Raw genomic sequence first — 21,726 nt, 5'->3', positions numbered from 1 at the left:
GAGACATACCCCATGAATAACGAACGTTACGCTGTGTCATTGCCCGGCTTAGAATTAAAGAATCCATTCATGCCATCATCAGGATCATATTATTATGGTTTAGATCACATAGATGATTTTGATTTGAATGAGTTAGGTGCTTTGGTATTAAAAACAACAACGATTAGTCCACGTAAAGGTAACCCGCAACCTTGGAAGATACAGACAAAAGCAGGGGTGTTAAATTCAGTTGGGTTGGCTAATCCTGGTATGGCTGCAGTGAAGGCAGACTTCCTACCAAAATTAGCGACAGCATTGCCTGATTTACCTAAAATGTTATCAATTTCAGGTGAAACGGCCGCTGAATTTGAAGAATTAGCAACAATTATTGAACAAATACCAAGTATTAGTGCGATTGAGTTAAACCTCTCATGTCCAAATGTTGATGAAGGTGGTCGTGCGTTTGGTGTAACGGCTGAAGGTATTACAGCAGCAGTTAGTGCAGTTCGCGCAGTTACAACCAAAGCCATTTATGCCAAATTATCACCAAATGTAACGGATATTAAGCCATTAGCAATTGCTGCTGAAAAAGCAGGGGCAGATGGTTTGACTATGGTTAACACGCTGGTTGGGATGAGTTTGGATTTAATGAATCGTTCTGTTCGTCTATATCGTGGTAAAGGTGGTTTGTCAGGACAAGCTATTCATCCAATAGCGGTAGAACTAATTTGGGAAGCAGCCTCGGTTGTTGACATTCCCATTATTGGTGTTGGTGGTGTAACGACAATTGATGACGCATTAGAACTAATGATGGCAGGTGCTTCAGCAGTTCAAGTGGGAATTATGAATAGTGAAGATCCTTTATTTTTGCCAAAATTAATTAAACAATTGCCGGCAGCACTAGATAAATATCATTTTGAAACGGTTGTTGATGTGACACATGCTTTACATCCGTTAATGGATAACGAAGATGAGTGGGTTAAATATCAAGAAAAATTCCAACAATAAAGGAGTGAATATGAATAAAGACAAACCAATATTTATTGCTTTAGATTTTGCTGATGCACAAACGACTTGGCATTTTTTAGATCAATTTTCAACGCAACAATCTTTGGCTGTAAAAGTTGGCATGGAATTGTTTTATCGTGAAGGCCCACAATTAATAATTGATTTAAAAGCACGTGGCTATATCGTTTTTCTGGATTTGAAATTATACGACATTCCACACACTGTTGGTCAGGCAACGAAAAATCTAGCTCGCTTGGGAATTGATTACTTAACATTACATGCAGCTGGTGGTGAACGAATGCTATCAGCAGCTAAAGCAGCAATTGAAGTAAGTAATAAACAGACGAAGTTACTGGCAATTACACAGTTGACATCATTTACACCAGACGAGTTACAAGTAACGCAGCAGTTAGCCGTATCATTAGAAGAATCAGTAGTTCACTTAGCGCAGATTGCAGATCATGCGGGGATGGACGGGGTCATTTCGTCGGCTTTTGAAACGAAGATGATTCATCAAGCAACTCGTAAAGACTTTTTATCAATCACACCAGGCATTCGTTTGGCGGGTGATGATAAAGGTGATCAAAAGCGAATTGTGACACCGCAACAGGCTTGTGCGAATGGCGCTGACGGCATTGTAGTCGGACGTTCAATTACACAAGCAACTAATCCGGTAGCAGCTTATGAAAAAATTACTAAAGCATTTAATGAGGAGTGAATATGACAAATTATCAAACTGAAGTTGCTAAGGCATTGTTAGACATTGAAGCGGTTAAGTTGCAACCCAATGATCCTTTTACGTGGGCTTCAGGTATTAAGAGCCCAATTTATACCGATAATCGTAAAATCATTTCATTCCCAGAAGAACGACAGGTTGTGATAGCTGGTTTGGTTGATTTAATTAAAACGCACTATCCTGATGTTCAAGTAATTGGCGGGGTTGCAACGGCAGGAATTCCACATGCAGCCTGGGTAGCGCAGGAGATGAATTTACCTTTAATCTATGTACGTGCGAAACCAAAAGATCATGGTACTGGTAAGCAAATTGAAGGCGCTTTGACTCAAGGACAAAAAGTAGTTTTGATTGATGATCTTATTTCAACGGGTGGTTCAGTGTTGGGCGCTGTTAAGGCTACTCGTGCTGAAGCTGGTGACGTGATTGGTGTGGTGTCAATTTTTTCTTATGAATTACCTGCAGCAGACAAGAATTTTGCCACAGCTCAAACAAATTTTGCATCATTAAGTAATTTTTCTAGCTTACTTCAAGTTGCCCAACATTCTGGAAAAATTACAGCTAATGAATTAACTATGATTCAAGAATGGCGACAAACACTCATTTAAAAAGGTTAAGTAATACTTACTATCCAATTTTTGTGGATAAAATGGTATGATAGGAAACATGAATGAGAAGATAAATTATGAACAATTAAATGGTTTGGATTTAGCCTATTATGGGGATGCAGTGTATGAAGTTTATATTCGCCAACATCTTCTAGCAAAGGGTATTACCAAGCCAGCGATGTTACAACGTGAAGCAACAAAGTATGTTTCGGCTAAATCTCATGCGGCATTGTATGAATTGATACAAGCAGATGATATTTATACTGAGACTGAGAAAAAATATTTTAAACGTGGTCGTAATGCCAACTCACATACAAAGGCTAAAAATACTGACGTGGTCACATATCGTATTTCGACTGGCTTTGAAGCAGTGATGGGTTACTTAGGTGCAAGCGGTCAGACAGAACGCTTAGAAGAAATAATTTCATGGATTTATAAACAAGTGGAAAGTGGGCGAACAGTAAATCATGGGACAACAAAATAACAAGCGACAAGCTGATCGTAAACCAGCAAAGCAACGTCGTCAGAGAACTGCTAAATTAGACAACCAACAAGACGATGACCAGGTTGAATTTGTATTTGGTCACCATGCTTCAGTTGAGGCTTTGAAAGGAACAACTGAAATTAACAAAGTCTGGTTACAAAATGGGTTGGCAGATAAAGCACGTAATGAGCTTAGTGGCTTAGCAAAGAAGCGTGGTTTGATTATCCAAGATGCACCAAAAGCAAAACTTGATGAATTGACGAATGGTCAAAACCATCAAGGTGTTGTGTTATCAATTGCAGCATATGCATATGCATCTATTGATGATTTGTTTGCTAAAGCAGCTGAAAAGAATGAAGCACCATTTTTCTTAGTGCTTGATTCAATTGAAGATCCTCATAATTTGGGTTCAATCATGCGAACAGCAGATGCAGCAGGTGTCCATGGTATTATCATTCCAAAACGTCGCGCAGTGCAATTAACATCAGTCGTTGCTAAAACATCTACGGGTGCGATTGAACACGTTCCCGTTGCGCGTGTGACAAATCTAGTACAAACGGTTGAGCAATTAAAAGAGCGTGGTGTTTGGGTATTTGGTACTGATATGAATGGTAAGGATTATCGTCGCTGGGATGCTCAAGGGGCAACCGCGTTGATTATTGGTAATGAAGGTAAGGGAATCTCACCACTTCTTAAGAAGTCGGTTGATGAAACTTTAACGATTCCAATGATTGGACATGTTCAGAGTCTAAACGCTTCGGTAGCGGCTAGTTTGTTAATCTATCAAGGTTATAATAGCCGTAACCCATTATCATAAAAGCTAATGATTTAACGACATAACCCACAGTTAATTAGATATAATAGCTAACATAATTTTGGCAATTAACATGAAGCCCTATATGCTTTTCTTACATTAGTAGGGAAAGGGTGATAAATGGTGGTGGATAACAATCAATCAGAATTAATTGTTCGGGCTCAAGCTGGGGATGAACAAGCTTTTGAACAAATCTTGAAACAATTTGAAGGTCTTGTTTGGAAGATGTATCAGCAACAGCGTATTCGTCCGCAACCCAATGATTGGCAACAGGAATGTCGAGTTGTGTTGCATAAGACACTTAGTCTATTACGTAACCAAACGTGGGCTGCATTAACGGTCTATTATCAACGTTCTTTACGAACACATGTGGTGCAATTATGGCGTAATGAATATCGGGTGCTTGATTTTCAAGTACCAATTTTAAAAGAAACCATTGTGTCATATGAGACGCAACAAACCGTTTCAACATGTGAGCAAACAGCGAATGAACTGTTAAACTTTATTGCCGAGTGGTACGTAACCTTACCTGCTAAAGAACGTGAATTAGTCAGTTTATTGGTGCAAGGTTATGGTATGGTCGAGGCCGCTAAGATAATTAATCGTTCGCGGTCATGGTGTTATGGCGTTCGTCGTAAGTGGCAGTTATTTTACAATGGTGAGGTAAGAAAACACTAGCTGTTTAATAGTAAAAGTGCTACACTTTTAGTCATAAAATCAAATATAGAAAGAGCGGTAACGCCATATGGCAGTGAAAAAAGTCGCTTTAGCATGTAGTGTTTGTGGTTCACGTAATTATATGGTAACTAAAAAGCCAACACGTACGGATCGCTTACAAGTTAAGAAGTATTGCAAGTATTGTGATAGTCACACTTTACATCGTGAAACCATGTAAGTATTTAGCAGGAGTAATGTGATGAAGTTTATATCAAGTGTTATTGATGAGATGCATCAAGTGACTTGGCCAACATTCAATGAAAATGTTCATAATACAACAATCGTTGTTATAACTGGATTAGCATTTGCTTTAATCTTTGGTGCAGCGGATTGGGTATTTGAACAAGCGATTACTTGGTTGTCTAAGTAAACAAAATGCGCTATACTATCAATATAAATTAGCAGATAAAGCCCTCAGATATGAGGGTTTTTAATTTACAAAAAATTAGGTCAATTAGTCTGAGGAGGCAATCATGGCAACTGAGTCATTCGATAAGCAATGGTACGTCTTGCATACTTATGCAGGATATGAGAATCGTGTAAAGTCAAATTTGGAATCACGTATTGAAACAATGGGGATGACGGATTATATTTTCCGTGTCTTGGTACCAGAACAAGAAGTCGAAGTTGAAAAAGACGGTGAAAAGAAGATCGTTAAGGAAAACGATTTTCCTGGATATGCTTTGGTAGAAATGATTATGACCGACGAAGCTTGGTACGTTGTCCGTAACACACCAGGTGTTACTGGATTCTTGGGATCTCACGGTGGAGGTTCTAAACCAGTGCCATTGCTTCCTGAAGAAGTTGATGACATGTTAGCTCGTATGAACATGGTTGAACGTAAGGTTGAGCATTTGGACGTAGCAGTAGGTGACTTGGTTGATGTTATTTCTGGTAGCTTTGCTGGCCAAGAAGGTGCAGCTGTTACTGACGTTGATGATGAACACCAAGAAGTTACGGTATTAATTAATATCTTTGGTCGTGACACACCAACACAAATTTCATTTAACGACATCAAGCCTGTTAAATAAATTAAATAAAGTTGAACACTTCCCTTGCCAAGTGGCAAGGGTTTTGTTATTATAATCTAGTATGTGTTGTTAATAGATGCATATGTGGGAGGCGTAAATCGAAACGCGCCATTTACACCACAAACACGAAGGAGGAAACAATCGTGGCTAAGAAAGTTTCAAGTATTGTTAAGTTGCAGATTCCAGCCGGTAAGGCTACACCTGCACCTCCAGTTGGACCTGCTTTGGGTCAAGCTGGTGTTAACATCATGGGATTCACAAAGGAGTTTAATGCTCGCACTGCTGATCAAGGTGGTTTGTTGATCCCTGTAGTTATTACTGTCTATGAAGATCGTTCATTCGAGTTCGTTACCAAGACTCCTCCAGCAGCTGTTCTTTTGAAGAAGGCCGCTGGTGTTGAAAAGGGTTCTGGTGAGCCTAACACGAAGAAGGTCGCAACAGTTACTGCAGCACAAGTACGTGAAATTGCAGAAACTAAGATGCAAGATCTAAACGCAGCTGATGTAGACGCAGCTGTTCGCATGATCGAAGGTACTGCTCGTTCAATGGGCTTCACTGTTGAAGGCTAATAACAAGTAACGTACGGATCGCGTAGGAAACTAAGCAAGATCAAGCGGGAGGTCGATGACCGTTTGACCGCATTTGCAAGGAGGAATAGCTACCATGGCTAAGTATGGTAAGAATTATTTAGCAGCTGCTGAAAAAGTTGACAGTGCTAAGTTATACACTGTTGAAGAAGCTGCTGCATTGGTAAAGGACATTGACTTTGCCAAGTTTGATGCAACTGTTGAAATTGCATTTAACCTAAACGTTGATACGCGTCAAGCTGATCAACAATTGCGTGGTGCCGTTGTTTTGCCTAACGGTACTGGTAAAGACCAAACTGTTGTTGTCTTTGCTCAAGGTGATAAGGCTAAGGAAGCTGAAGAAGCTGGTGCTGACGTTGTTGGTGCTGCTGATTTGGTACAACGTATCCAAGGTGGATGGCTAGACTTTGATGTTGCTGTTGCAACACCAGATATGATGGCACAAGTTGGACGTGTTGGACGTGTCTTGGGACCTAAGGGCTTGATGCCTAACCCTAAGACGGGTACTGTAACGTTTGACGTTGCAAAGGCCGTTTCAGAAGCTAAGTCAGGTAAGGTTACTTACCGTACTGATCGTGACGGAAACGTTGCTGTACCAGTTGGTAAGGTATCATTCGATGCTGACAAGCTTGCAGGAAACATCAAGTCATTGGCTAATGTTATCTTGCGTTCACGTCCAGCCGCTGTTAAGGGAACATACGTACAACACGTATCAATCGCTTCAACATTCGGTCCTGCTGTGAACATCGACATCGCTTCACTATAATTAGAAATTTTCTAAAATAGTAAGTGTGTGTTGACACTTCCTCGACTACCTGTTAAAGTAGTTGAAGTAATAAATCGATTCTACCTAAGACGCAGGTGTCGTAAGACTTAATATCCCGCCGAGGAAGTGAAAAACGCGAAAGCGACTTTTGACCCCCGGTGCAGAATGTACTGGGGGTCTTTTGGTAAGAATCAAAATCTAAACAGGAGGAACATTACACCATGAGTGAAGCAACCATTGCTGTTAAAGCACAACAAGTTGCCGAAGTTGCTGACAAGTTCAAGAACGCAACGTCTGCCGTAGTTGCTGACGTGCGTGGATTGACTGTTGAGCAATCAAACAATTTGCGTGCTGAATTACGTGGAGAAGGTGTTGAGCTACACGTTATCAAGAACAAAGTCTTGACTCGTGCCGCTGAAGCAGCTGACTTATCTGAATTGAACGATTTGTTTGCTGGTCCTTCAGCCGTTGCATTTTCAAATGATGATGCAATTGCACCAGCTCGCGTATTGAAGAAGTATGCTGATGAAATCGATGCCTTGGATATCAAGGGTGGATTCATCGATGGTAATATCGTATCTATTGATGAAATCAATAAGTACGCTTCATTGCCAGACCGCGACGGTTTGCTATCAATGTTGTTGTCAACATTGCAAGCACCTGTTCGCAACTTTGCCTATGCAGTTAAAGCTGTATCAGATTCAAAGGAAGAAGCAGAAGCCTAAGCATTCGCTTAGATTCGCATCTTAAACGGGCATAGCCCATAAATAAAACTTGCAATTAACGCAAATATTAAGAGGAGATTATTTATCATGGCATTTGATAAGGATTCAATCATTGCTTCATTGAAGGAAGCTACGATCATGGACTTGGCTGACTTGGTTTCAGCTATCGAAGAAGAATTTGGTGTTTCAGCCGCTGCCCCTGTTGCAGCAGCTGGTGCAGCTGGTGGTGACGCCGCTGCTAAGACTGAATTTGATGTTGAATTGACTTCAGCTGGTTCAGCTAAGGTTAAGGTTATCAAGGCAGTTCGCGAAGCAACTGGTTTGGGATTGAAGGACGCTAAGGGTCTTGTTGACGATGCACCTTCAGTTATCAAGGAAGGTCTTTCAGAAGACGACGCTAACGACTTGAAGGCAAAGCTTGAAGAAGCTGGTGCCGTAGTTACTGTAAAGTAATTCGGTCTTTAGATAAAAAGTCAGAAATGACTAAAAAAGCTACTTGTGTTATGCAAGTAGCTTTTTTTGTGTTTGTTTAATCTGCTAAAAATAATGACTGATTATGCGAATTGTGACAATTTTTAAATGATTAAGTTATGTTATTTAAAGGTTAATACTGTAGACTAGTAGCTATGAGAAATAAAAAACAAAGAGGGTTACGCCAGAATAACCAACATGCAAAAATTAATAAATCAAAAAGATTAGCAATTCTACTTGTGGGCATAGTAACGGTTCTTTTAGCGGCTTTTGTTTGGACGCAACGTGAAAAAATCATTGATACCGTTGGACCCAAAATTGGGTTAGTCAATCATAAAAAAAGTCTCAAGCAGTCATGGCAAAAAACACTAAGCAAACAGTCAATCAATGTTGATATTGCTGTCTATGATAATAAGAAGAAAGAATTAATTACATTACGTCATAGTAATACTGATAAATTTGTTACGGCTAGTGCCATTAAAGTTTCAGTATTGGGAGAGCTGTTATTGGAACATGAAAATTCACAGACCGATTTAACGGATGATGAAAAAGAATTGGCTAATAGTATGATTACAGCTAGTGATAATGATGCAACAACTAGTTTGTTGTATCAAATGGGAGGCTATCAAGCGCCAGATAATCTTTTTGAAAAATTAGGTATGAATGATTCACAGATGAATGCGGGTGCGTGGGGCTACTCAACAACGACAGCGTCTGATCAAATCAAACTATTACGCAATATTTTTTATAAAAGTAATGTTCTGTCTGCTGATTCACAGCAGTATGCGCGCAGTTTGATGAGTCAAGTTAATGATGATCAGGCTTGGGGTGTTAGCGCAGGTGTTCCTAAAAATGCCCAAATTTCACTCAAAAATGGTTGGCTACCAGACGATGATGACGGCTGGATGGTAAATAGTTTAGGACATATTAAAACACAAAAAGCAGATTATGTTATTGCCGTGTTGACGAATGGTGACGTATCTGAACAGAGTGGTATTGATTTAATTGAAAAATTATCACGCCAAACTTATCGAGAGCTGATTAAATAACAAAAGAACAACCGATACGATGAATGTATTGGTTGTTTTTTTGTCTCCAAATTAATAGTTCGTAAAACTTTCCTTTACAAAAACGATATATGATTACAAATATTTTTCATTTCATAAAACATATTGATTAGTTTTATGAAATTTATTATTATGAATAAGTTGCGTTATGAAAAAATATTTTTAGCGACAACAAAAAATAGAATAGGAGACATATTTATGCTGCAAATCAACGACTTAACAGTCGCTTACAGCAATGTGCCTGTATTTAAGGATTTATCGGTTAAGTTTGCACCTGGTAAAATTACGGGTATTATCGGACCAAATGGGGCAGGAAAATCAACACTTATCAAAGGTGCTTTGGGGCTTGTTCGCCATTCGGGTCAAACAACATTAGACGGTGTTGGTGTTAATCGCGTACGGCAAAAAATTGCTTATGTTGAACAACGTGCTGCGCTTGATTTAACCTTTCCAATCAGTGTTTTTGAGGTGGTTCTAACTGGTACGTATGGTAAGTTAGGATTATTCAAAAGCCCTGGTCGCGAGGAAAAGGAGGCGGCACGAAATGCTTTAAAGCAGGTCAATTTATTGGAATTTGAGCATCGTCAAATAGGCGAGTTATCAGGTGGTCAATTACAGCGAGTCTTTGTGGCACGGGCAATTGTGCAACAAGCAGATGTTGTTATTTTAGATGAACCGTTCGTTGGAATTGATATGAAGTCCGAAGAAGAAATCATGAATGTATTACGTGGATGGCGTGATGATGGTAAATCTATTATTGTTGTTCATCATGACTTGAATAAGGTCGCAGCGTACTTTGATGATTTATTGATTATGAATCACGGTATTATTGCGCATGGTCCCGTCGCAACGGTTTATACTCAGGAGAATATACAACAAGCCTTTTCTGCTGATTTGAGTGCCGTGTTGTTTAATAAGATGGCAGGTGCTTAAAATGGCTAGTATAGTAGAATTCATGCATGCATTAGGACATTATAACTTCTTGCAAAGTGCGTTGATTGCCGCCATTATGGTTGGAATTATGTCCGGTATTATTGGTAGTTTTATTATTTTACGTGGTATGTCATTAATGGGAGATGCTATCTCACATTCTGTTCTACCAGGGGTAGCCGTTGCATATATGTTAGGTGTCAATTTGTTAATTGGTGCTACTGTCTTTGGTGTGATTGCTGCTTTGCTAATTGGTTTTGTTGCTGCAAACAGTAAGCTAAAAAATGATACTGCTATTGGAATTGTATTTTCAGCATTTTTTGCTTTAGGATTTATTCTGATTTCAATGGCAGAATCATCAACGAATTTACATCACATTTTATTCGGAAATGTTCTAGCCGTATCGGATAAAGACCTAGTATCAACAGTTGTTGTGTTAGCAATTGTGATTCTGTTCGTTGTTATTTTGTTTAAAGAGTTGCAAATCACATCGTTCGATGAGGTTTTTGCTAAATCATATGGTTTAAATACAAGTATTATCCATTATGGTCTGATGATTATTCTGACACTAGTTACGGTTTCAGCACTACAAACTGTTGGAATTATCTTAATTGTGGCGATGTTAATCACGCCAGCTGCGACAGCCTTTCTTTGGACAAATCGTTTAGTTTATATGTTGGTTTTGTCATCAACTATTGGTGCCGTTGCTTCCATAATCGGTTTGTATTTGTCGTATACAATGAACTGGGCGTCAGGACCAGCCATTGTATTGGTTGCAGCAATAATATTTTTACTTTCATTTATTATTGCGCCTAAGCAAGGATTTATTACCAAACTAGGAGTAAAAAATGTTAAAGAAGATTAGTATTGTCTTATTAATTGTTTTAGTAGCTGGTGGGAGTATTGTGGCTTTTGTAAAGAATCGTCATGAACAAACTAATGCTAAAAGTGATGAATTACGCGTTGTTACAACCAATTCTATTTTAGAAGATATGGTTGAACAAGTTGGTGGTAAGGATGTTGATGTATACAGCATTGTAAAACGTGGAACTGATCCGCATGAGTATGATCCAACTACAAACGATATTGCAGCTGCAACTGAAGCGGATGTATTGTTCCATAATGGTCTGAACTTAGAAACTGGTGGTAGTGGTTGGTTTAATAAGCTAACGAAAACTGCTAACAAACGCGATAATAAGGAAGTTTTCGCAGCTTCAAAGAATGTTAAGCCAATGTATTTAACTGAATCAGGTAAAGAAAATGAAACGGATCCACACGCTTGGTTAGACTTAAATAATGGTGTGAAGTACGTAAAATTGATTAGTCAAGTTTTGCAGGAAAAAGATCCTAGGCATGCTGAGGCATATCAAAAGCGTACTGATACTTATGTTAAGAAATTACAAGCTTTGCATACTGAAGCACAACATAAGTTTGCAGATATTCCAGCGTCACAACGTTTGCTTGTGACTTCGGAAGGAGCCTTTAAGTATTTCTCAAAGGCATACGGTATTACACCTGCGTTTATTTGGGAAATTAATACCGAAGCACAAGGTACACCAGAACAAATGAAGCAAGTATTGGCTAAAATTGATAATTCTGATGTAAAATCATTGTTTGTGGAAAGTTCAGTTTCACCAAAATCAATGAAACAAGTGTCAAAAGAAACTAACCTACCAATTTATTCAAAGATTTATACAGATTCTTTGGCTAAGAAGGGTACTAAAGGGGATACTTATTACGACATGGTTAAGTGGAATATTGATAAAATTCACGATGGTATGTTAGCAAAATAAGACTATTAAAGTACATTAATTAGGACTTTTTCTAATTAATGTACTTTTTTGTGGACTGCGTTTTAAAAACAATTTAAAAAAATATGAAGAATTTGTGATTGTTTTCTTTAAAAAGTTGCTATAATGGAAGTGTTGAAATATTATCGCTTGGGCAGACTTCGTTTGGAGTTGAGCAATAATATTTACAAATGAGCTTTTCAACGATACAATGTATCGTTGGACTTATAAATTTATTTATGTTGTAGAAATTTTTATTGAGGAGAATTTTAAATGTCTAGTAAGAACATTGTTGTACTAGGAGCCGGCTTTTCTGGAGTATTCGCTACTCGTAAGTTGGCTAAAAAGTTAAAAAATACTGATTATCAAATCGTTTTGATTGATCGTCATTCATTTATGACTTATATGACTGAATTGCACGAAGTTGCTACGAAGCGTGTTGAACCAAAGCACGTTCAATTTGATTTGGGTACGCTATTCAAGCACCAGTCAAATGTGAAGATTGTCACGGCAAATGTTGAAGATATCGACAAGGCTAACAATGTCGTTAAGACTTCAGAAGGCGAATTTACATATGAGAAGCTAGTTATTGCTACTGGTGGTACAACTAACACGTTCGGTACACCTGGTGTTGAAGAATACGGATACACATTGTGGTCATTTGAAGAAGCTGTTAAGCTACGTGCACATATCGAAGAAGTTATTCGTGAAGGTGCCATGGAATCAGATCCAGAGCTACGTGCTGCTAAGTTGACGATTGCAGTTGTTGGATCAGGATTTACTGGTGTTGAATTAGCTGGTGAATTGATTGAACAACGTCGTGAATTAGCACGTGCTAACAACTTGGACGAATCAGAAATCAAGTTGGAAGTTATTGAAGCTGTACCAACGATTTTGAACATGCTTTCAGACCGTAAGTTGGCTGATAAGGGTGAGCAATACATGATCAACCACGGCATCACGTTGCGTAAGTCAGCTGGTGTCGTTGAAGTTAAGGAGCACTCTGCTCTATTGAAGGATGGTACAGAAGTACCTACTGAAACTTTGGTATGGACTGCCGGTGTTAAGGCTAAGCCACAAGGTGCTAAGTGGGGATTGCAACAAGGCCCTGGTGGTCGTTTCCTAGCTGATGAATACTCACGTGCTTTGGGCGAAAAAGATATCTATGTTGCTGGTGACGTGGCTGCTTATCAAGAACCTGCTTTGGCAGATCCTGACAATCCACGTGCTGGTTGGACACCACAAACTGTTGAAGGTGGAGAATCAGCTGCCAACACAGTTGTCCCTAACATTGTTTATGATGTAACTGGTCAAACTGGTGATCGTCATGAATTTAAGGGTCACTACCAAGGTTATGCCGTATCAATCGGTTCACACTACACTGTTGGTGTTGTACAACAAATTGGTAACATGAAGCTTGGTAAGGAAGGATTGCCTGTAACTGGCTTCATCGCCAACATGTTCAAGCACATCATTAACTTCTACTTCTTTATGCAAATTACAAGTGGATACCACATGTTCCAATACACATTGGATGAATTCTTCCGTACACCAAACGGACGTAACCCATTCTTTGGTTGGACTTCACGTGTTGGTAACGTCTTGTGGGCTGTACCTTTGCGTATTGTAATGGGAATTACTTGGATTTCACTAGGTGCAACACTTGGTGGCGGTGCTGGTGTTCTTGCAACAATTATTGGTTGGTTACTAGCCTTTGGTTTGTTGACTTCATTGTCAGCATTCATCGGTTTCATCTTTGGTTTGGTAATGGTATTTGCCGGATCAGGTGTTAGCGTTGCCGCTTTGTTGATTCCATTTGCATCACTAGCATTAATGAACGGTGCTGGTCGTACAATCGGTTTGGACTACTGGGTAACACCAATGCTAGAACGTACTTTTGCTAACTCATGGTATGGTAAGGCTCGTTCACGCTACAACGATATGCGTAAATAATTAATTATAAAAAAATAAATCACTGATGATAGTAAACATTACTGTCATCAGTGATTTTTTTGTTCAAAATATATTAATTATAAGCCTGTAAGTTTTATGAATAAACACGTTTCAAAACGACTTTTGTCTCTCTCTTGTTAGGCATGAGGTTGATGTTGTGAAGCATAGAATGCAGCAATAACACCATGGGCAACACCAACGTTAATTGAGCGAACACTACCATATTGGGGGATATATACCATTTCGTCAGCGGCTGCAATTAAATCATCAGCCAAGCCAAGTTTTTCTTCACCAAACAAGAATGCTGATTTGGCAGGAAAATGCATATCATATAGTGATTGTGGATTGTAACCAGGGGTGTTATCAATAGCGTAGATTGTATAACCTTCTTGATGTAATTGTTCAAAAATAGCAGGATAATCAATAATGCGATGATGTTCGATATGTTCATAATTTTGCGTACCTAATGAACCGCGGCGATCCCATTTTTTAATGCCTTCCTTAGCATCTGGAATTGCTGGGTTTTCAGGATTTAAGAAAATAAGTTTACGCATACCGAATGCATTACTATTTCGAACAGCAGATGCCTTATTAAAATCATGACTTAAATTTTGCATGATAGAAATCATTTCACCGCGTTGCATATCAAGGGCAGTACGGATTTCATCATCCGTTTTACCTTTATAAAAGTCGGTAACGTTACGATAATCTGCTGAACGGCTAAGGTCTATTTCTGACATAGTGAGTCTCCTTGTGAATTAGGGATAAACCTAATTAAAAAACGATTGTATAATAATTTTATTTTAGTCGTGGCAATATCACGTGTCAAACGAAACAATGCTTGATAAAATAAGATGAAATAACACATTTCAAAGCATATTGGTCATTAATTTGTTATGATAATAGTTATGAGAAAATAAAAAGGAGGCGCGGACATGACGCCAATTATATCGTTGTCGCATGTAGATTACGCATATCCAAATAGTGAAACGCTAGCCTTACATGATTTGTCGCTGACAATTGAAAAAGGTGAATGGGTTGCCGTTATCGGCCATAATGGTTCTGGTAAGTCAACTTTTGCAAAATTACTAAATTACTTATTAGCACCTACTAAGGGTGAAATTAAAATTAATGATGTTATCGCCAATGAAGAAAACATGTGGACCATTCGTGACATGGTTGGGATGGTTTTTCAGAATCCTGATAATCAGTTCGTTGGCGCAACAGTTGCAGATGATGTGGCATTTGGTATGGAGAACCGTGGCATCGTCCGTGAAGAGATGATAAAACGGGTTGATGCTGCATTAACAGAAGTTCAGATGATGCCCTTTTCAGACCGTGAACCAGCACGTTTGTCAGGTGGACAGAAACAACGTGTGGCGATTGCCTCAGTATTAGCATTACAACCTAAAATTTTGATTTTAGATGAGGCAACAGCAATGTTGGATCCAAAAGGCCGTCGGGAGATGATCGCATTGGTACGTGAATTAAAGGCACGTATGGGCAGTGAATTGACGGTTATTTCGATTACGCATGATATTGATGAGGCAGCTAGTGCTGATCGCGTTATGGTTATTAATGATGGTGAATTAATTGAAACTGGTGTGCCGTCAGATATTTTTGCTAATGCCGCACAATTGCGTCGTTTTGGTTTAGCGGTTCCTTTTGCAGAGCAGTTGAAAGAAAAGTTACGTCAACGCGGTATTACGGTACCTGATGAATATTTGACAACGGAAGGGTTGGTGACATGGTTATGGCAATCAATTTCAACCAAGTAGGGTTTACTTATCAACCAAATACGCCGTTTGCGACACCAGGATTACATGATGTTTCTTTTAATATTCCAGAAGGGCAATTTACTGCTGTGATTGGTCATACCGGCTCAGGTAAATCAACCATGGTCCAAAATCTAGATGGGTTGGTATTGCCAACGACCGGTACTGTCACTATCGGCAAGCAGGTTGTAACCGCTGAAACGAAATTAAAAGAATTAAATGAGGTTCGCTCACATATTGGATTAGTATTCCAATTCCCTGAAGCACAGTTATTTGAACAAACCGTTTTAAAAGATGTGATGTTTGGACCTAAAAACTTTGGTGCATCTGAAGAAGTTGCTAAGGCGTCGGCTGAGGTAGCGCTGGAAAAAGTCGGTATTGCACATGAATTGTATGAACGTTCACCGTTTGAATTGTCTGGTGGGCAAATGCGTCGTGTGGCAATTGCTGGTGTGATTGCGATGGCGCCAGATTTGTTAATTCTAGATGAACCAACGGCCGGTTTAGATCCAAAAGGTCAACAAGAGTTAATGCAGTTGTTTACTGATTTGCAAAAAGAGAAGCAATTAACCGTTGTATTAATTACGCATCAAATGGAATATGTCGCACAATATGCTGACCATGTTGTTGTCTTTGAACACGGTACTGTGGTTAAGGAAGGTTCACCAGCCGACATCTTTGCTGATGAGGCTTGGCTACGTGAAAAGCAGTTAGACGTGCCGGCAGCTAAGCAATTTGCGGATGCCTTGGCACAAAAGGGCGTTCAGTTGCATGATGTGTTAGATATTGATCAATTAGCTGATCAGTTAGCCGCCCAGTTAAAAGGGGAGGTAAATCATGTTTAGTAATATGATTATTGGTCGATACATGCCTGGTAATTCGTGGATTCATCGTTTAGATGCGCGCACGAAGCTAGTTTTGAGTATCGCTTTTATCTTTGTTATCTTTTTTGCTAATAATGTGATTGGTTATGTAATTGCGACTCTTTTCACATTGTTTGCAATTATGTTGACCGGATTGGGTGTTGGTGTCTTTATTCGCGGTGTTAGACCGTTGATTTTATTGATGCTAATTACGACCCTATTGCAGCTATTCTTCGTGCAAACGGGGGATGTCTTAGTGCATTGGTGGTTCATTAAAATAACAACTGATGGTGTTATTAACAGTATTGTGGTGTTTGTTCGTTTTATGTTGATTATTATGTTTTCAACAATTTTAACCTTAACAACACAACCACTAGCTGTTGCTGATGGTATGGAAAGCTTGTTAAAACCATTTAAGAAGCTCGGACTACCCGTTTCCGAATTAGCATTAATGCTATCCATTGCTTTGCGTTTTGTGCCAACGTTAATGGATGAGGCGCAAAGTATTATGAATGCGCAACGAGCACGTGGGGTACGATTTAATGAGGGTGGACTAATGACCCGGATTAAATCATTTGTGCCACTTCTAATTCCGTTGTTTGTGAACGCTATTAAACGAGCAATTGAGTTGGGGGATGCAATGGAAGCACGTGGTTACCGTGGTGGTGATCAACGAACAAAATATCGCGTTTTGACATGGCATATGCAAGACACGATTGCAGTTATTGGTTTTATTATCTTTACGGTTGTTTTAATTGCAACACGTTGGATGATGTAGAAAGGATGAAATATGCCACGTTATAAAGCGACCATTGCTTATGATGGGACTGATTTTTATGGTTGGCAGGTACAACCAAATAAACGTACGGTACAAGCCGAGATGGAATTAGTCGTTAATAAGATGGCTAAGAATCCAGCTGAGCATATTCGCGTGCAAGGATCAGGACGTACAGACGCTCGTGTGCACGCTAAGGGACAGGTCGCACATTTTGACCTACCCTTTGACATTCCGGCTGACGCGGTTCGTAAGGGGCTTTCAACGATGTTACCGTACGATATAGGTATTAAAAAAGTTGAAAAGGTGTCAGATGATTTTCATGCGCAATTTAATGCCCATGATAAAACTTATTTTTACCGCTTTTCAACAACGGAATATATTGATCCATTTAAGCGCAATTATACCGGCCATTGGCATCGTCGTTTAAATCCAGAACTTATGCAACAAGCAATCGGTGATTATGTTGGTGAACATGATTGGTTAAGTTTCGTTGCATCAGGTTTTCAGCAAAAAACGACGGTACGAACGGTATATTCTGCTAAAATGTGGGTTAAACCCGAAATAGAAGAAATTTGGTTTGAATTCTCAGGAAATGGTTTCTTGTATAACCAAATTCGGATTATGGTTGGTGTGTTATTAGAGATTGGTAATGGTATTCGTCCGGTAGATGATATTCAGCGATTGTTTGAAGTTAAAGATCGCCAGCAAGCCCAATTTACCGCACCAGCCCAAGGATTATATTTGATGGACGTTAAATATTAAAAAAGGTCAAGTTACCAGGGTCATTTCATTGACTAATTATCTAAAACGAGATAATATAGTATTCGGTATTGTTTACCAACCACAAATGGGAATGTCCTGGTACGACTTTTTAATTATTGGTAAAGTAAACAAACAGAAAACTGGAGGAAATTTTCCATGCGTACAACTTATATGGCAAAGCCAGGTGAGATCGATCGCAAGTGGTACATCGTTGATGCAACTGATATTGCATTAGGACGTTTGTCAACTGTAGTAGCATCAATCTTGCGTGGTAAGAACAAGCCTACTTATACACCAAACATCGATACTGGTGATAACGTTATTGTTATCAATGCTGGTAAAGTTGCTTTGACTGGTAAGAAAGCTACTGACAAGATTTATTACCACCACTCAAATCACCCAGGTGGTTTGAAGATGCGTCAAGCAGGTGACTTGCGCGAGAAGAACCCACAACGTTTGATCGAACTTTCAGTTCAAGGTATGTTGCCAAAGGGTACTCTTGGTCACCAACAAGCTTTGAAGCTACATGTGTTTGCTGGTTCAGAGCACACACACGCAGCTCAAAACCCTGAAGTGTTGGATATCACCAACCTTATTTAATTTAACGAAAGGAGAATAGTTTAATCATGGCTCAAGTACAATACTCTGGAACTGGCCGTCGTAAGAACTCTGTTGCCCGTGTACGTCTAGTACCTGGTAACGGTGCCATCACGATCAATGGTCTTTCATCAGAACAATACATTCCTTTCGCTAACTTGCGTGAGGTTATGGTGCAACCATTTAACGTTACTGAAACTCTAGGAAACTACGATGTTTTGGTTAACGTTAATGGTGGAGGTTTCTCAGGTCAAGCTGGTGCAATCCGTCACGGTATCGCCCGTGCCCTATTGACAGTTGATCCTGACTTCCGCGCTTCATTGAAGAAGGCCGGTCTACTTACTCGTGACCCTCGTAAGAAGGAACGTAAGAAGCCAGGTCTTAAGAAAGCTCGTAAGGCTTCACAATTCTCAAAGCGTTAATATTTACTTATTACACTTTATGGGATTGTTCAAGATCCGAATATAAAAATAACTCTCAAGTTGGTTTTACCGACTTGGGAGTTTTTTTGTGGTTGATAATGTATGAAAATCATTAATATGAAGTTCTCTGAAATAGCATTTGGGAATAAATTATTGTTTGTTTTTGAATGGAAATAATGCAGGATAACGCTATAAATTTAGTGATATACTAAAATTTATAAATATAATGAATTTACATATTTTTGTGCACAAACCAATATTATTGGGGGGGATTATGAAGCTAACCAACAATATAGACAACAATAGTATTTTAGACAGTTTATTAAATTTTGTATCAGCCAAAGATCAATTTGCTATTATGCTAGATGGACCTTGGGGATCGGGTAAAACTTATTTTCTTAAAAATAAGGTCATTCCTCAATTACAAATAAAACATAAAGTAGTTTATTTTTCTGTTTATGGGTACGAAAACCTTAGTGAATTAAAAATAGATTTAATAAATAATCTTTTTATTTCAAGTATTGGATTAGACTTAGAAAATAATGCCACTAAGGAAAATATTAAGGATGCAAAGAGAATAGCCAAAGGTTTATTTAGTGTATTTGGTAATAAATTGTCTGTTTTTAAACCATTGGCTAATGCAGCCAGTGAATTTACAATCAGGAAACAATTACAAGAACAAAGTAAAAAAAAAGTGTCAGTATTGGTTATTGATGATTTAGAGAGAATCAATAATAGTATTAAAATATCTGATTTCCTTGGATTTTTACTTACCAACATAATTGAATCATACGGGTATCGCGTTATTATAGTAGGTAATTCAAAGGAAATCATTTCTAATGAACCAGAAAGATTCAATAAAATTTATGAAAAAACTATTAGCCGAATTATTCCATTTTCATATGATATAAAGAGTGTAAAAAGGGATTTTTTTGAAAAATCTGAGATAAATTATTTGAAAAATGATTCTATTTGGTTGGTGAATATTTTAGCTGAGTATGTTCAAAATAATAAAGATCAGTTTAATTTAAGAACGCTTCAATTTATTTTAGAAACATTCGATATAATTGATCAATCTTTAGATAAGTATCTGGGCAATTGTCATAACGAGGGAAAAAAAGTGGATAGTATTAAAAGATCCGCATTTCTAAATCTTTTTGTGATTGCTAATGAATATAGAGAAGGGAGATTAGTACGTGGTGATTTGTATCAATTAGGTAATATTCTTAATACAAGAGACTTTCATTTTATTCATTTAAATGAGAACGAGGAGAAATCAAAAGCGGAACAAATAACATTACGCTATCATCATGATAAAACATTAAGTGAAAACATTATATACACAAATGAAATAAATAATGTAGTTTTTAATGGTGTATTTGATGCGCAAAAATTTGTCGAAAATTGGAGTGAATTATTTAGTACAGAAAGTAATACTTCAAATCTTTCGAAATTATCTTATTTTAGAGAAATGAATGATGTTCAACTTAAAGAGTTACAGGAGACATTACTTGAAGAATTTTGTGATTCAGGAGAGACTTCTGGAAATATTTTATCTTTAATTAATAATTTCGTTTTTTTTGAAGAAAATGGTATTTACTTAGCTGATAAGCCTTATTTAAAAATTTTACTTGATTTATTAGCTAAGGCAGTTAATAAAGAAGTTATACTACAAGACGGTGAATTATTTGATGAATCGCTCATTGCTTTTTTGTATACTGCAATTGCTCGGAACAAAAAAGTTATGGAACATGTAAAACATATTGTTAAATCAGTAAATGACAAAAAATCTAAGAATATTGCTCAAAAATTATTACACTCTATTTTTTCAAAAGATTATGAAACTCAACGTAAAATACTTATAAAAGGATTTAAAATAAATATTTTTAGAGAAATTATTAATTCAAAATTTCTTTATGAAGATTTACTAGTGAAGGGTTCAAAAGCTCCAATGCTAAATCAATATTTAAATTCTGAATATATTGGCATTTTAAACATTAAAGATTTTCATAAAAATGAAACTTTAGATTTAGAGAAATTTATTAATGATGTAGAAGAATTCCTTAAATATTCAGCTGAAATTGATAAAATTGATCAATTTAATTTGAAAAATTTATTAAAAACATTACAGGATATTAATAATAAATTGAGTGATTAATTATAGATAATATATTCTTTTTGTATATTAAAAGTTTTCTATTATATAATATATGGTAATTATTATCACATAAAAATATACGGGAGGCGTGGTGTTATAGCATTAGTAATTATTGGGATAAGTGGATTCTATGGTTATCAGCAGACACAAAAGAAGGCGCTAAAAACTGAACAGGTTAAAACGGAATTAATAAGGCGTTTTTAAATTGGGATGATCAACTTACGGTGATTGGAAATATGGCTGTAAATGACTATTATTTTGGTTATGGTGCGTCTGGCAGGGGGGATTGGTACGCCAACACACTAGATGGACAAATGAAGGTGCAAAATGAGAATAATCCGGGACTAACAGCATTTTCTATTCATATAATTGGTGGTGTTGTATTTTTAACGATGAAAGATGATTCAACTGGGCGTCAAAATAAAGTTGTTGAATCAACAGCTGGTGGTTATTCTGATGAGGTAGACATGAGTAAACCTATTACAAAATATATTCTTGGCGACAACGATAAAGTTTATGGGCTAAAAACCAGTGACGAACAAGTTAGTTTAACCACTGGTTTTGGTGAATATAACGATGATGGGACGACTAGTGATTATCAACCAGCCCAAGATTTTGTTTTGTCTGGTGATAATGCAGCACAAGCAGAGCTACAAAAGTTAATTAGTGCATATCGGTAAATTTTGATTGAAATATACAAAGCAACAT

At 37.8% G+C, this 21,726-nt stretch carries 27 protein-coding genes and 1 other annotated feature; of the genes, 26 read left to right on the top strand and 1 reads right to left on the bottom strand.

Translation table 11 applies throughout. The features are described 5' to 3' along the window. Window positions 1–12 precede the first annotated feature (12 nt). The 18 genes from GA0061074_RS04355 to GA0061074_RS04270 all read left to right on the top strand — a co-directional run bounded on the left by GA0061074_RS04355 (window position 13) and on the right by GA0061074_RS04270 (window position 13,663). Window positions 13–987 carry a dihydroorotate dehydrogenase gene (locus tag GA0061074_RS04355; RefSeq protein ID WP_092462217.1) on the top strand — a complete coding sequence of 325 codons (975 nt, stop codon included), beginning with the start codon at window positions 13–15 and terminating at the stop codon, window positions 985–987. Window positions 988–997: 10 nt separating this feature from the next. Continuing rightward, a complete protein-coding gene (pyrF, locus tag GA0061074_RS04350; protein WP_092462215.1) occupies window positions 998–1,705 on the top strand; it encodes an orotidine-5'-phosphate decarboxylase in 708 nt (235 codons plus the stop codon). A gap of 2 nt (window positions 1,706–1,707) precedes the next feature. Next, window positions 1,708–2,328, top strand: a complete 621-nt coding sequence (pyrE, locus tag GA0061074_RS04345) for an orotate phosphoribosyltransferase (RefSeq protein WP_092462213.1) — start codon at window positions 1,708–1,710, stop codon at window positions 2,326–2,328. Window positions 2,329–2,386: 58 nt separating this feature from the next. Beyond that, window positions 2,387–2,812: a Mini-ribonuclease 3 gene (locus GA0061074_RS04340; RefSeq protein ID WP_092462211.1), complete on the top strand. Its 426-nt coding sequence runs from the start codon at window positions 2,387–2,389 to the stop codon at window positions 2,810–2,812. Continuing rightward, window positions 2,796–3,629: a 23S rRNA (guanosine(2251)-2'-O)-methyltransferase RlmB gene (gene rlmB, locus GA0061074_RS04335; RefSeq protein WP_092462209.1), complete on the top strand. Its 834-nt coding sequence runs from the start codon at window positions 2,796–2,798 to the stop codon at window positions 3,627–3,629. Before GA0061074_RS04340 ends, rlmB begins: the two co-directional genes overlap by 17 nt. Before the next feature lie 123 nt (window positions 3,630–3,752). Then, window positions 3,753–4,304 (top strand): RNA polymerase sigma factor, encoded by a 552-nt coding sequence (locus GA0061074_RS04330; protein ID WP_159426651.1) that lies wholly within the window; start codon window positions 3,753–3,755, stop codon window positions 4,302–4,304. Between the two features lie 67 nt (window positions 4,305–4,371). Beyond that, entirely contained in the window at window positions 4,372–4,521 is a 150-nt protein-coding gene (gene rpmG, locus GA0061074_RS04325; protein WP_092462205.1) for a 50S ribosomal protein L33, read from the top strand. A gap of 21 nt (window positions 4,522–4,542) precedes the next feature. Beyond that, a complete protein-coding gene (gene secE / locus GA0061074_RS04320; RefSeq protein ID WP_092462203.1) occupies window positions 4,543–4,713 on the top strand; it encodes a preprotein translocase subunit SecE in 171 nt (56 codons plus the stop codon). 103 nt (window positions 4,714–4,816) lie between these two features. Then, a complete protein-coding gene (gene nusG / locus GA0061074_RS04315) occupies window positions 4,817–5,374 on the top strand; it encodes a transcription termination/antitermination protein NusG (protein ID WP_092462201.1) in 558 nt (185 codons plus the stop codon). 143 nt (window positions 5,375–5,517) lie between these two features. After that, window positions 5,518–5,943, top strand: coding sequence for a 50S ribosomal protein L11 (rplK, locus tag GA0061074_RS04310; protein WP_042491805.1), 426 nt, complete (start codon window positions 5,518–5,520; stop codon window positions 5,941–5,943). Between the two features lie 94 nt (window positions 5,944–6,037). After that, on the top strand, window positions 6,038–6,727 hold the full coding sequence (rplA, locus tag GA0061074_RS04305; protein WP_092462199.1) for a 50S ribosomal protein L1: 690 nt from the start codon (window positions 6,038–6,040) through the stop codon (window positions 6,725–6,727). A 65-nt stretch (window positions 6,728–6,792) separates the two neighbouring features. Continuing rightward, window positions 6,793–6,919, top strand: a sequence feature (ribosomal protein L10 leader region). 29 nt (window positions 6,920–6,948) lie between these two features. After that, on the top strand, window positions 6,949–7,452 hold the full coding sequence (rplJ, locus tag GA0061074_RS04300; protein WP_092462197.1) for a 50S ribosomal protein L10: 504 nt from the start codon (window positions 6,949–6,951) through the stop codon (window positions 7,450–7,452). Between the two features lie 87 nt (window positions 7,453–7,539). Then, the gene (gene rplL / locus GA0061074_RS04295) at window positions 7,540–7,905 is read left to right on the top strand and encodes a 50S ribosomal protein L7/L12 (protein ID WP_042491800.1); all 366 of its coding nucleotides are present in this window, start codon (window positions 7,540–7,542) and stop codon (window positions 7,903–7,905) included. Window positions 7,906–8,078: 173 nt separating this feature from the next. After that, window positions 8,079–8,972: a serine hydrolase gene (locus tag GA0061074_RS04290; RefSeq protein ID WP_092462195.1), complete on the top strand. Its 894-nt coding sequence runs from the start codon at window positions 8,079–8,081 to the stop codon at window positions 8,970–8,972. Window positions 8,973–9,188: 216 nt separating this feature from the next. Further along, entirely contained in the window at window positions 9,189–9,923 is a 735-nt protein-coding gene (locus GA0061074_RS04285; RefSeq protein WP_092462193.1) for a metal ABC transporter ATP-binding protein, read from the top strand. A gap of 1 nt (window position 9,924) precedes the next feature. After that, the gene (locus tag GA0061074_RS04280; RefSeq protein WP_092462191.1) at window positions 9,925–10,785 is read left to right on the top strand and encodes a metal ABC transporter permease; all 861 of its coding nucleotides are present in this window, start codon (window positions 9,925–9,927) and stop codon (window positions 10,783–10,785) included. After that, the gene (locus GA0061074_RS04275; protein ID WP_092462189.1) at window positions 10,769–11,713 is read left to right on the top strand and encodes a metal ABC transporter solute-binding protein, Zn/Mn family; all 945 of its coding nucleotides are present in this window, start codon (window positions 10,769–10,771) and stop codon (window positions 11,711–11,713) included. Before GA0061074_RS04280 ends, GA0061074_RS04275 begins: the two co-directional genes overlap by 17 nt. Window positions 11,714–11,983: 270 nt before the next feature. Next, entirely contained in the window at window positions 11,984–13,663 is a 1,680-nt protein-coding gene (locus GA0061074_RS04270; protein ID WP_092462187.1) for an NAD(P)/FAD-dependent oxidoreductase, read from the top strand. 137 nt (window positions 13,664–13,800) lie between these two features. Here the strand turns inward: GA0061074_RS04270 and GA0061074_RS04265 are convergent, their stop codons facing one another. Further along, window positions 13,801–14,403, bottom strand: a complete 603-nt coding sequence (locus tag GA0061074_RS04265; protein WP_092462185.1) for a TrmH family RNA methyltransferase — start codon at window positions 14,401–14,403, stop codon at window positions 13,801–13,803. Window positions 14,404–14,598: 195 nt separating this feature from the next. Here GA0061074_RS04265 and GA0061074_RS04260 point away from each other — a divergent pair, with 195 nt between their 5' ends. From GA0061074_RS04260 to GA0061074_RS04225, 8 genes are all read left to right on the top strand, one after another. Next, a complete protein-coding gene (locus GA0061074_RS04260; RefSeq protein WP_092462183.1) occupies window positions 14,599–15,441 on the top strand; it encodes an energy-coupling factor ABC transporter ATP-binding protein in 843 nt (280 codons plus the stop codon). After that, the gene (locus GA0061074_RS04255; RefSeq protein ID WP_092462250.1) at window positions 15,417–16,283 is read left to right on the top strand and encodes an energy-coupling factor transporter ATPase; all 867 of its coding nucleotides are present in this window, start codon (window positions 15,417–15,419) and stop codon (window positions 16,281–16,283) included. The genes GA0061074_RS04260 and GA0061074_RS04255 overlap by 25 nt, the downstream gene beginning before the upstream one ends. Further along, complete coding sequence (locus GA0061074_RS04250; RefSeq protein ID WP_092462181.1) at window positions 16,276–17,079, top strand: energy-coupling factor transporter transmembrane component T family protein; 804 nt, start codon at window positions 16,276–16,278, stop codon at window positions 17,077–17,079. The genes GA0061074_RS04255 and GA0061074_RS04250 overlap by 8 nt, the downstream gene beginning before the upstream one ends. A gap of 12 nt (window positions 17,080–17,091) precedes the next feature. Continuing rightward, the gene (truA, locus tag GA0061074_RS04245) at window positions 17,092–17,841 is read left to right on the top strand and encodes a tRNA pseudouridine(38-40) synthase TruA (protein ID WP_092462179.1); all 750 of its coding nucleotides are present in this window, start codon (window positions 17,092–17,094) and stop codon (window positions 17,839–17,841) included. A 156-nt stretch (window positions 17,842–17,997) separates the two neighbouring features. Continuing rightward, window positions 17,998–18,441, top strand: coding sequence for a 50S ribosomal protein L13 (gene rplM, locus GA0061074_RS04240; RefSeq protein WP_092462177.1), 444 nt, complete (start codon window positions 17,998–18,000; stop codon window positions 18,439–18,441). A 26-nt stretch (window positions 18,442–18,467) separates the two neighbouring features. Continuing rightward, entirely contained in the window at window positions 18,468–18,860 is a 393-nt protein-coding gene (gene rpsI / locus GA0061074_RS04235; protein WP_092462175.1) for a 30S ribosomal protein S9, read from the top strand. 274 nt (window positions 18,861–19,134) lie between these two features. Continuing rightward, window positions 19,135–21,018 (top strand): P-loop NTPase fold protein, encoded by a 1,884-nt coding sequence (locus GA0061074_RS04230; RefSeq protein WP_092462173.1) that lies wholly within the window; start codon window positions 19,135–19,137, stop codon window positions 21,016–21,018. A 236-nt stretch (window positions 21,019–21,254) separates the two neighbouring features. Beyond that, window positions 21,255–21,698 (top strand): hypothetical protein, encoded by a 444-nt coding sequence (locus GA0061074_RS04225; protein ID WP_092462171.1) that lies wholly within the window; start codon window positions 21,255–21,257, stop codon window positions 21,696–21,698. Window positions 21,699–21,726 lie beyond the last annotated feature (28 nt).

Origin of the sequence: Weissella bombi, assembly GCF_900094835.1 — a bacterium.
Classification (GTDB): Bacteria; Bacillota; Bacilli; order Lactobacillales; family Lactobacillaceae; genus Weissella; species Weissella bombi.
This window is presented reverse-complemented; position numbering and strand designations above follow the sequence as displayed.

What these genes read in the sequence shown, in the direction of transcription:
- GA0061074_RS04265 (WP_092462185.1), bottom strand. Translation starts at nt 14,403, where the DNA reads ATGTCAGAAATAGACCTTAGCCGTTCAGCAGATTATCGTAACGTTACC.
- GA0061074_RS04225 (WP_092462171.1), top strand. Translation starts at nt 21,255, where the DNA reads ATGGCTGTAAATGACTATTATTTTGGTTATGGTGCGTCTGGCAGGGGG.
- rpsI (WP_092462175.1), top strand. Translation starts at nt 18,468, where the DNA reads ATGGCTCAAGTACAATACTCTGGAACTGGCCGTCGTAAGAACTCTGTT.
- GA0061074_RS04250 (WP_092462181.1), top strand. Translation starts at nt 16,276, where the DNA reads ATGTTTAGTAATATGATTATTGGTCGATACATGCCTGGTAATTCGTGG.
- rplL (WP_042491800.1), top strand. Translation starts at nt 7,540, where the DNA reads ATGGCATTTGATAAGGATTCAATCATTGCTTCATTGAAGGAAGCTACG.
- rplJ (WP_092462197.1), top strand. Translation starts at nt 6,949, where the DNA reads ATGAGTGAAGCAACCATTGCTGTTAAAGCACAACAAGTTGCCGAAGTT.
- pyrF (WP_092462215.1), top strand. Translation starts at nt 998, where the DNA reads ATGAATAAAGACAAACCAATATTTATTGCTTTAGATTTTGCTGATGCA.
- nusG (WP_092462201.1), top strand. Translation starts at nt 4,817, where the DNA reads ATGGCAACTGAGTCATTCGATAAGCAATGGTACGTCTTGCATACTTAT.
- secE (WP_092462203.1), top strand. Translation starts at nt 4,543, where the DNA reads ATGAAGTTTATATCAAGTGTTATTGATGAGATGCATCAAGTGACTTGG.
- rpmG (WP_092462205.1), top strand. Translation starts at nt 4,372, where the DNA reads ATGGCAGTGAAAAAAGTCGCTTTAGCATGTAGTGTTTGTGGTTCACGT.
- GA0061074_RS04230 (WP_092462173.1), top strand. Translation starts at nt 19,135, where the DNA reads ATGAAGCTAACCAACAATATAGACAACAATAGTATTTTAGACAGTTTA.
- GA0061074_RS04255 (WP_092462250.1), top strand. Translation starts at nt 15,417, where the DNA reads ATGGCAATCAATTTCAACCAAGTAGGGTTTACTTATCAACCAAATACG.
- GA0061074_RS04275 (WP_092462189.1), top strand. Translation starts at nt 10,769, where the DNA reads ATGTTAAAGAAGATTAGTATTGTCTTATTAATTGTTTTAGTAGCTGGT.
- GA0061074_RS04290 (WP_092462195.1), top strand. Translation starts at nt 8,079, where the DNA reads ATGAGAAATAAAAAACAAAGAGGGTTACGCCAGAATAACCAACATGCA.
- rplM (WP_092462177.1), top strand. Translation starts at nt 17,998, where the DNA reads ATGCGTACAACTTATATGGCAAAGCCAGGTGAGATCGATCGCAAGTGG.
- GA0061074_RS04340 (WP_092462211.1), top strand. Translation starts at nt 2,387, where the DNA reads ATGAATGAGAAGATAAATTATGAACAATTAAATGGTTTGGATTTAGCC.
- GA0061074_RS04285 (WP_092462193.1), top strand. Translation starts at nt 9,189, where the DNA reads ATGCTGCAAATCAACGACTTAACAGTCGCTTACAGCAATGTGCCTGTA.
- truA (WP_092462179.1), top strand. Translation starts at nt 17,092, where the DNA reads ATGCCACGTTATAAAGCGACCATTGCTTATGATGGGACTGATTTTTAT.
- GA0061074_RS04280 (WP_092462191.1), top strand. Translation starts at nt 9,925, where the DNA reads ATGGCTAGTATAGTAGAATTCATGCATGCATTAGGACATTATAACTTC.
- pyrE (WP_092462213.1), top strand. Translation starts at nt 1,708, where the DNA reads ATGACAAATTATCAAACTGAAGTTGCTAAGGCATTGTTAGACATTGAA.
- GA0061074_RS04355 (WP_092462217.1), top strand. Translation starts at nt 13, where the DNA reads ATGAATAACGAACGTTACGCTGTGTCATTGCCCGGCTTAGAATTAAAG.
- rplA (WP_092462199.1), top strand. Translation starts at nt 6,038, where the DNA reads ATGGCTAAGTATGGTAAGAATTATTTAGCAGCTGCTGAAAAAGTTGAC.
- GA0061074_RS04270 (WP_092462187.1), top strand. Translation starts at nt 11,984, where the DNA reads ATGTCTAGTAAGAACATTGTTGTACTAGGAGCCGGCTTTTCTGGAGTA.
- GA0061074_RS04260 (WP_092462183.1), top strand. Translation starts at nt 14,599, where the DNA reads ATGACGCCAATTATATCGTTGTCGCATGTAGATTACGCATATCCAAAT.
- rlmB (WP_092462209.1), top strand. Translation starts at nt 2,796, where the DNA reads ATGGGACAACAAAATAACAAGCGACAAGCTGATCGTAAACCAGCAAAG.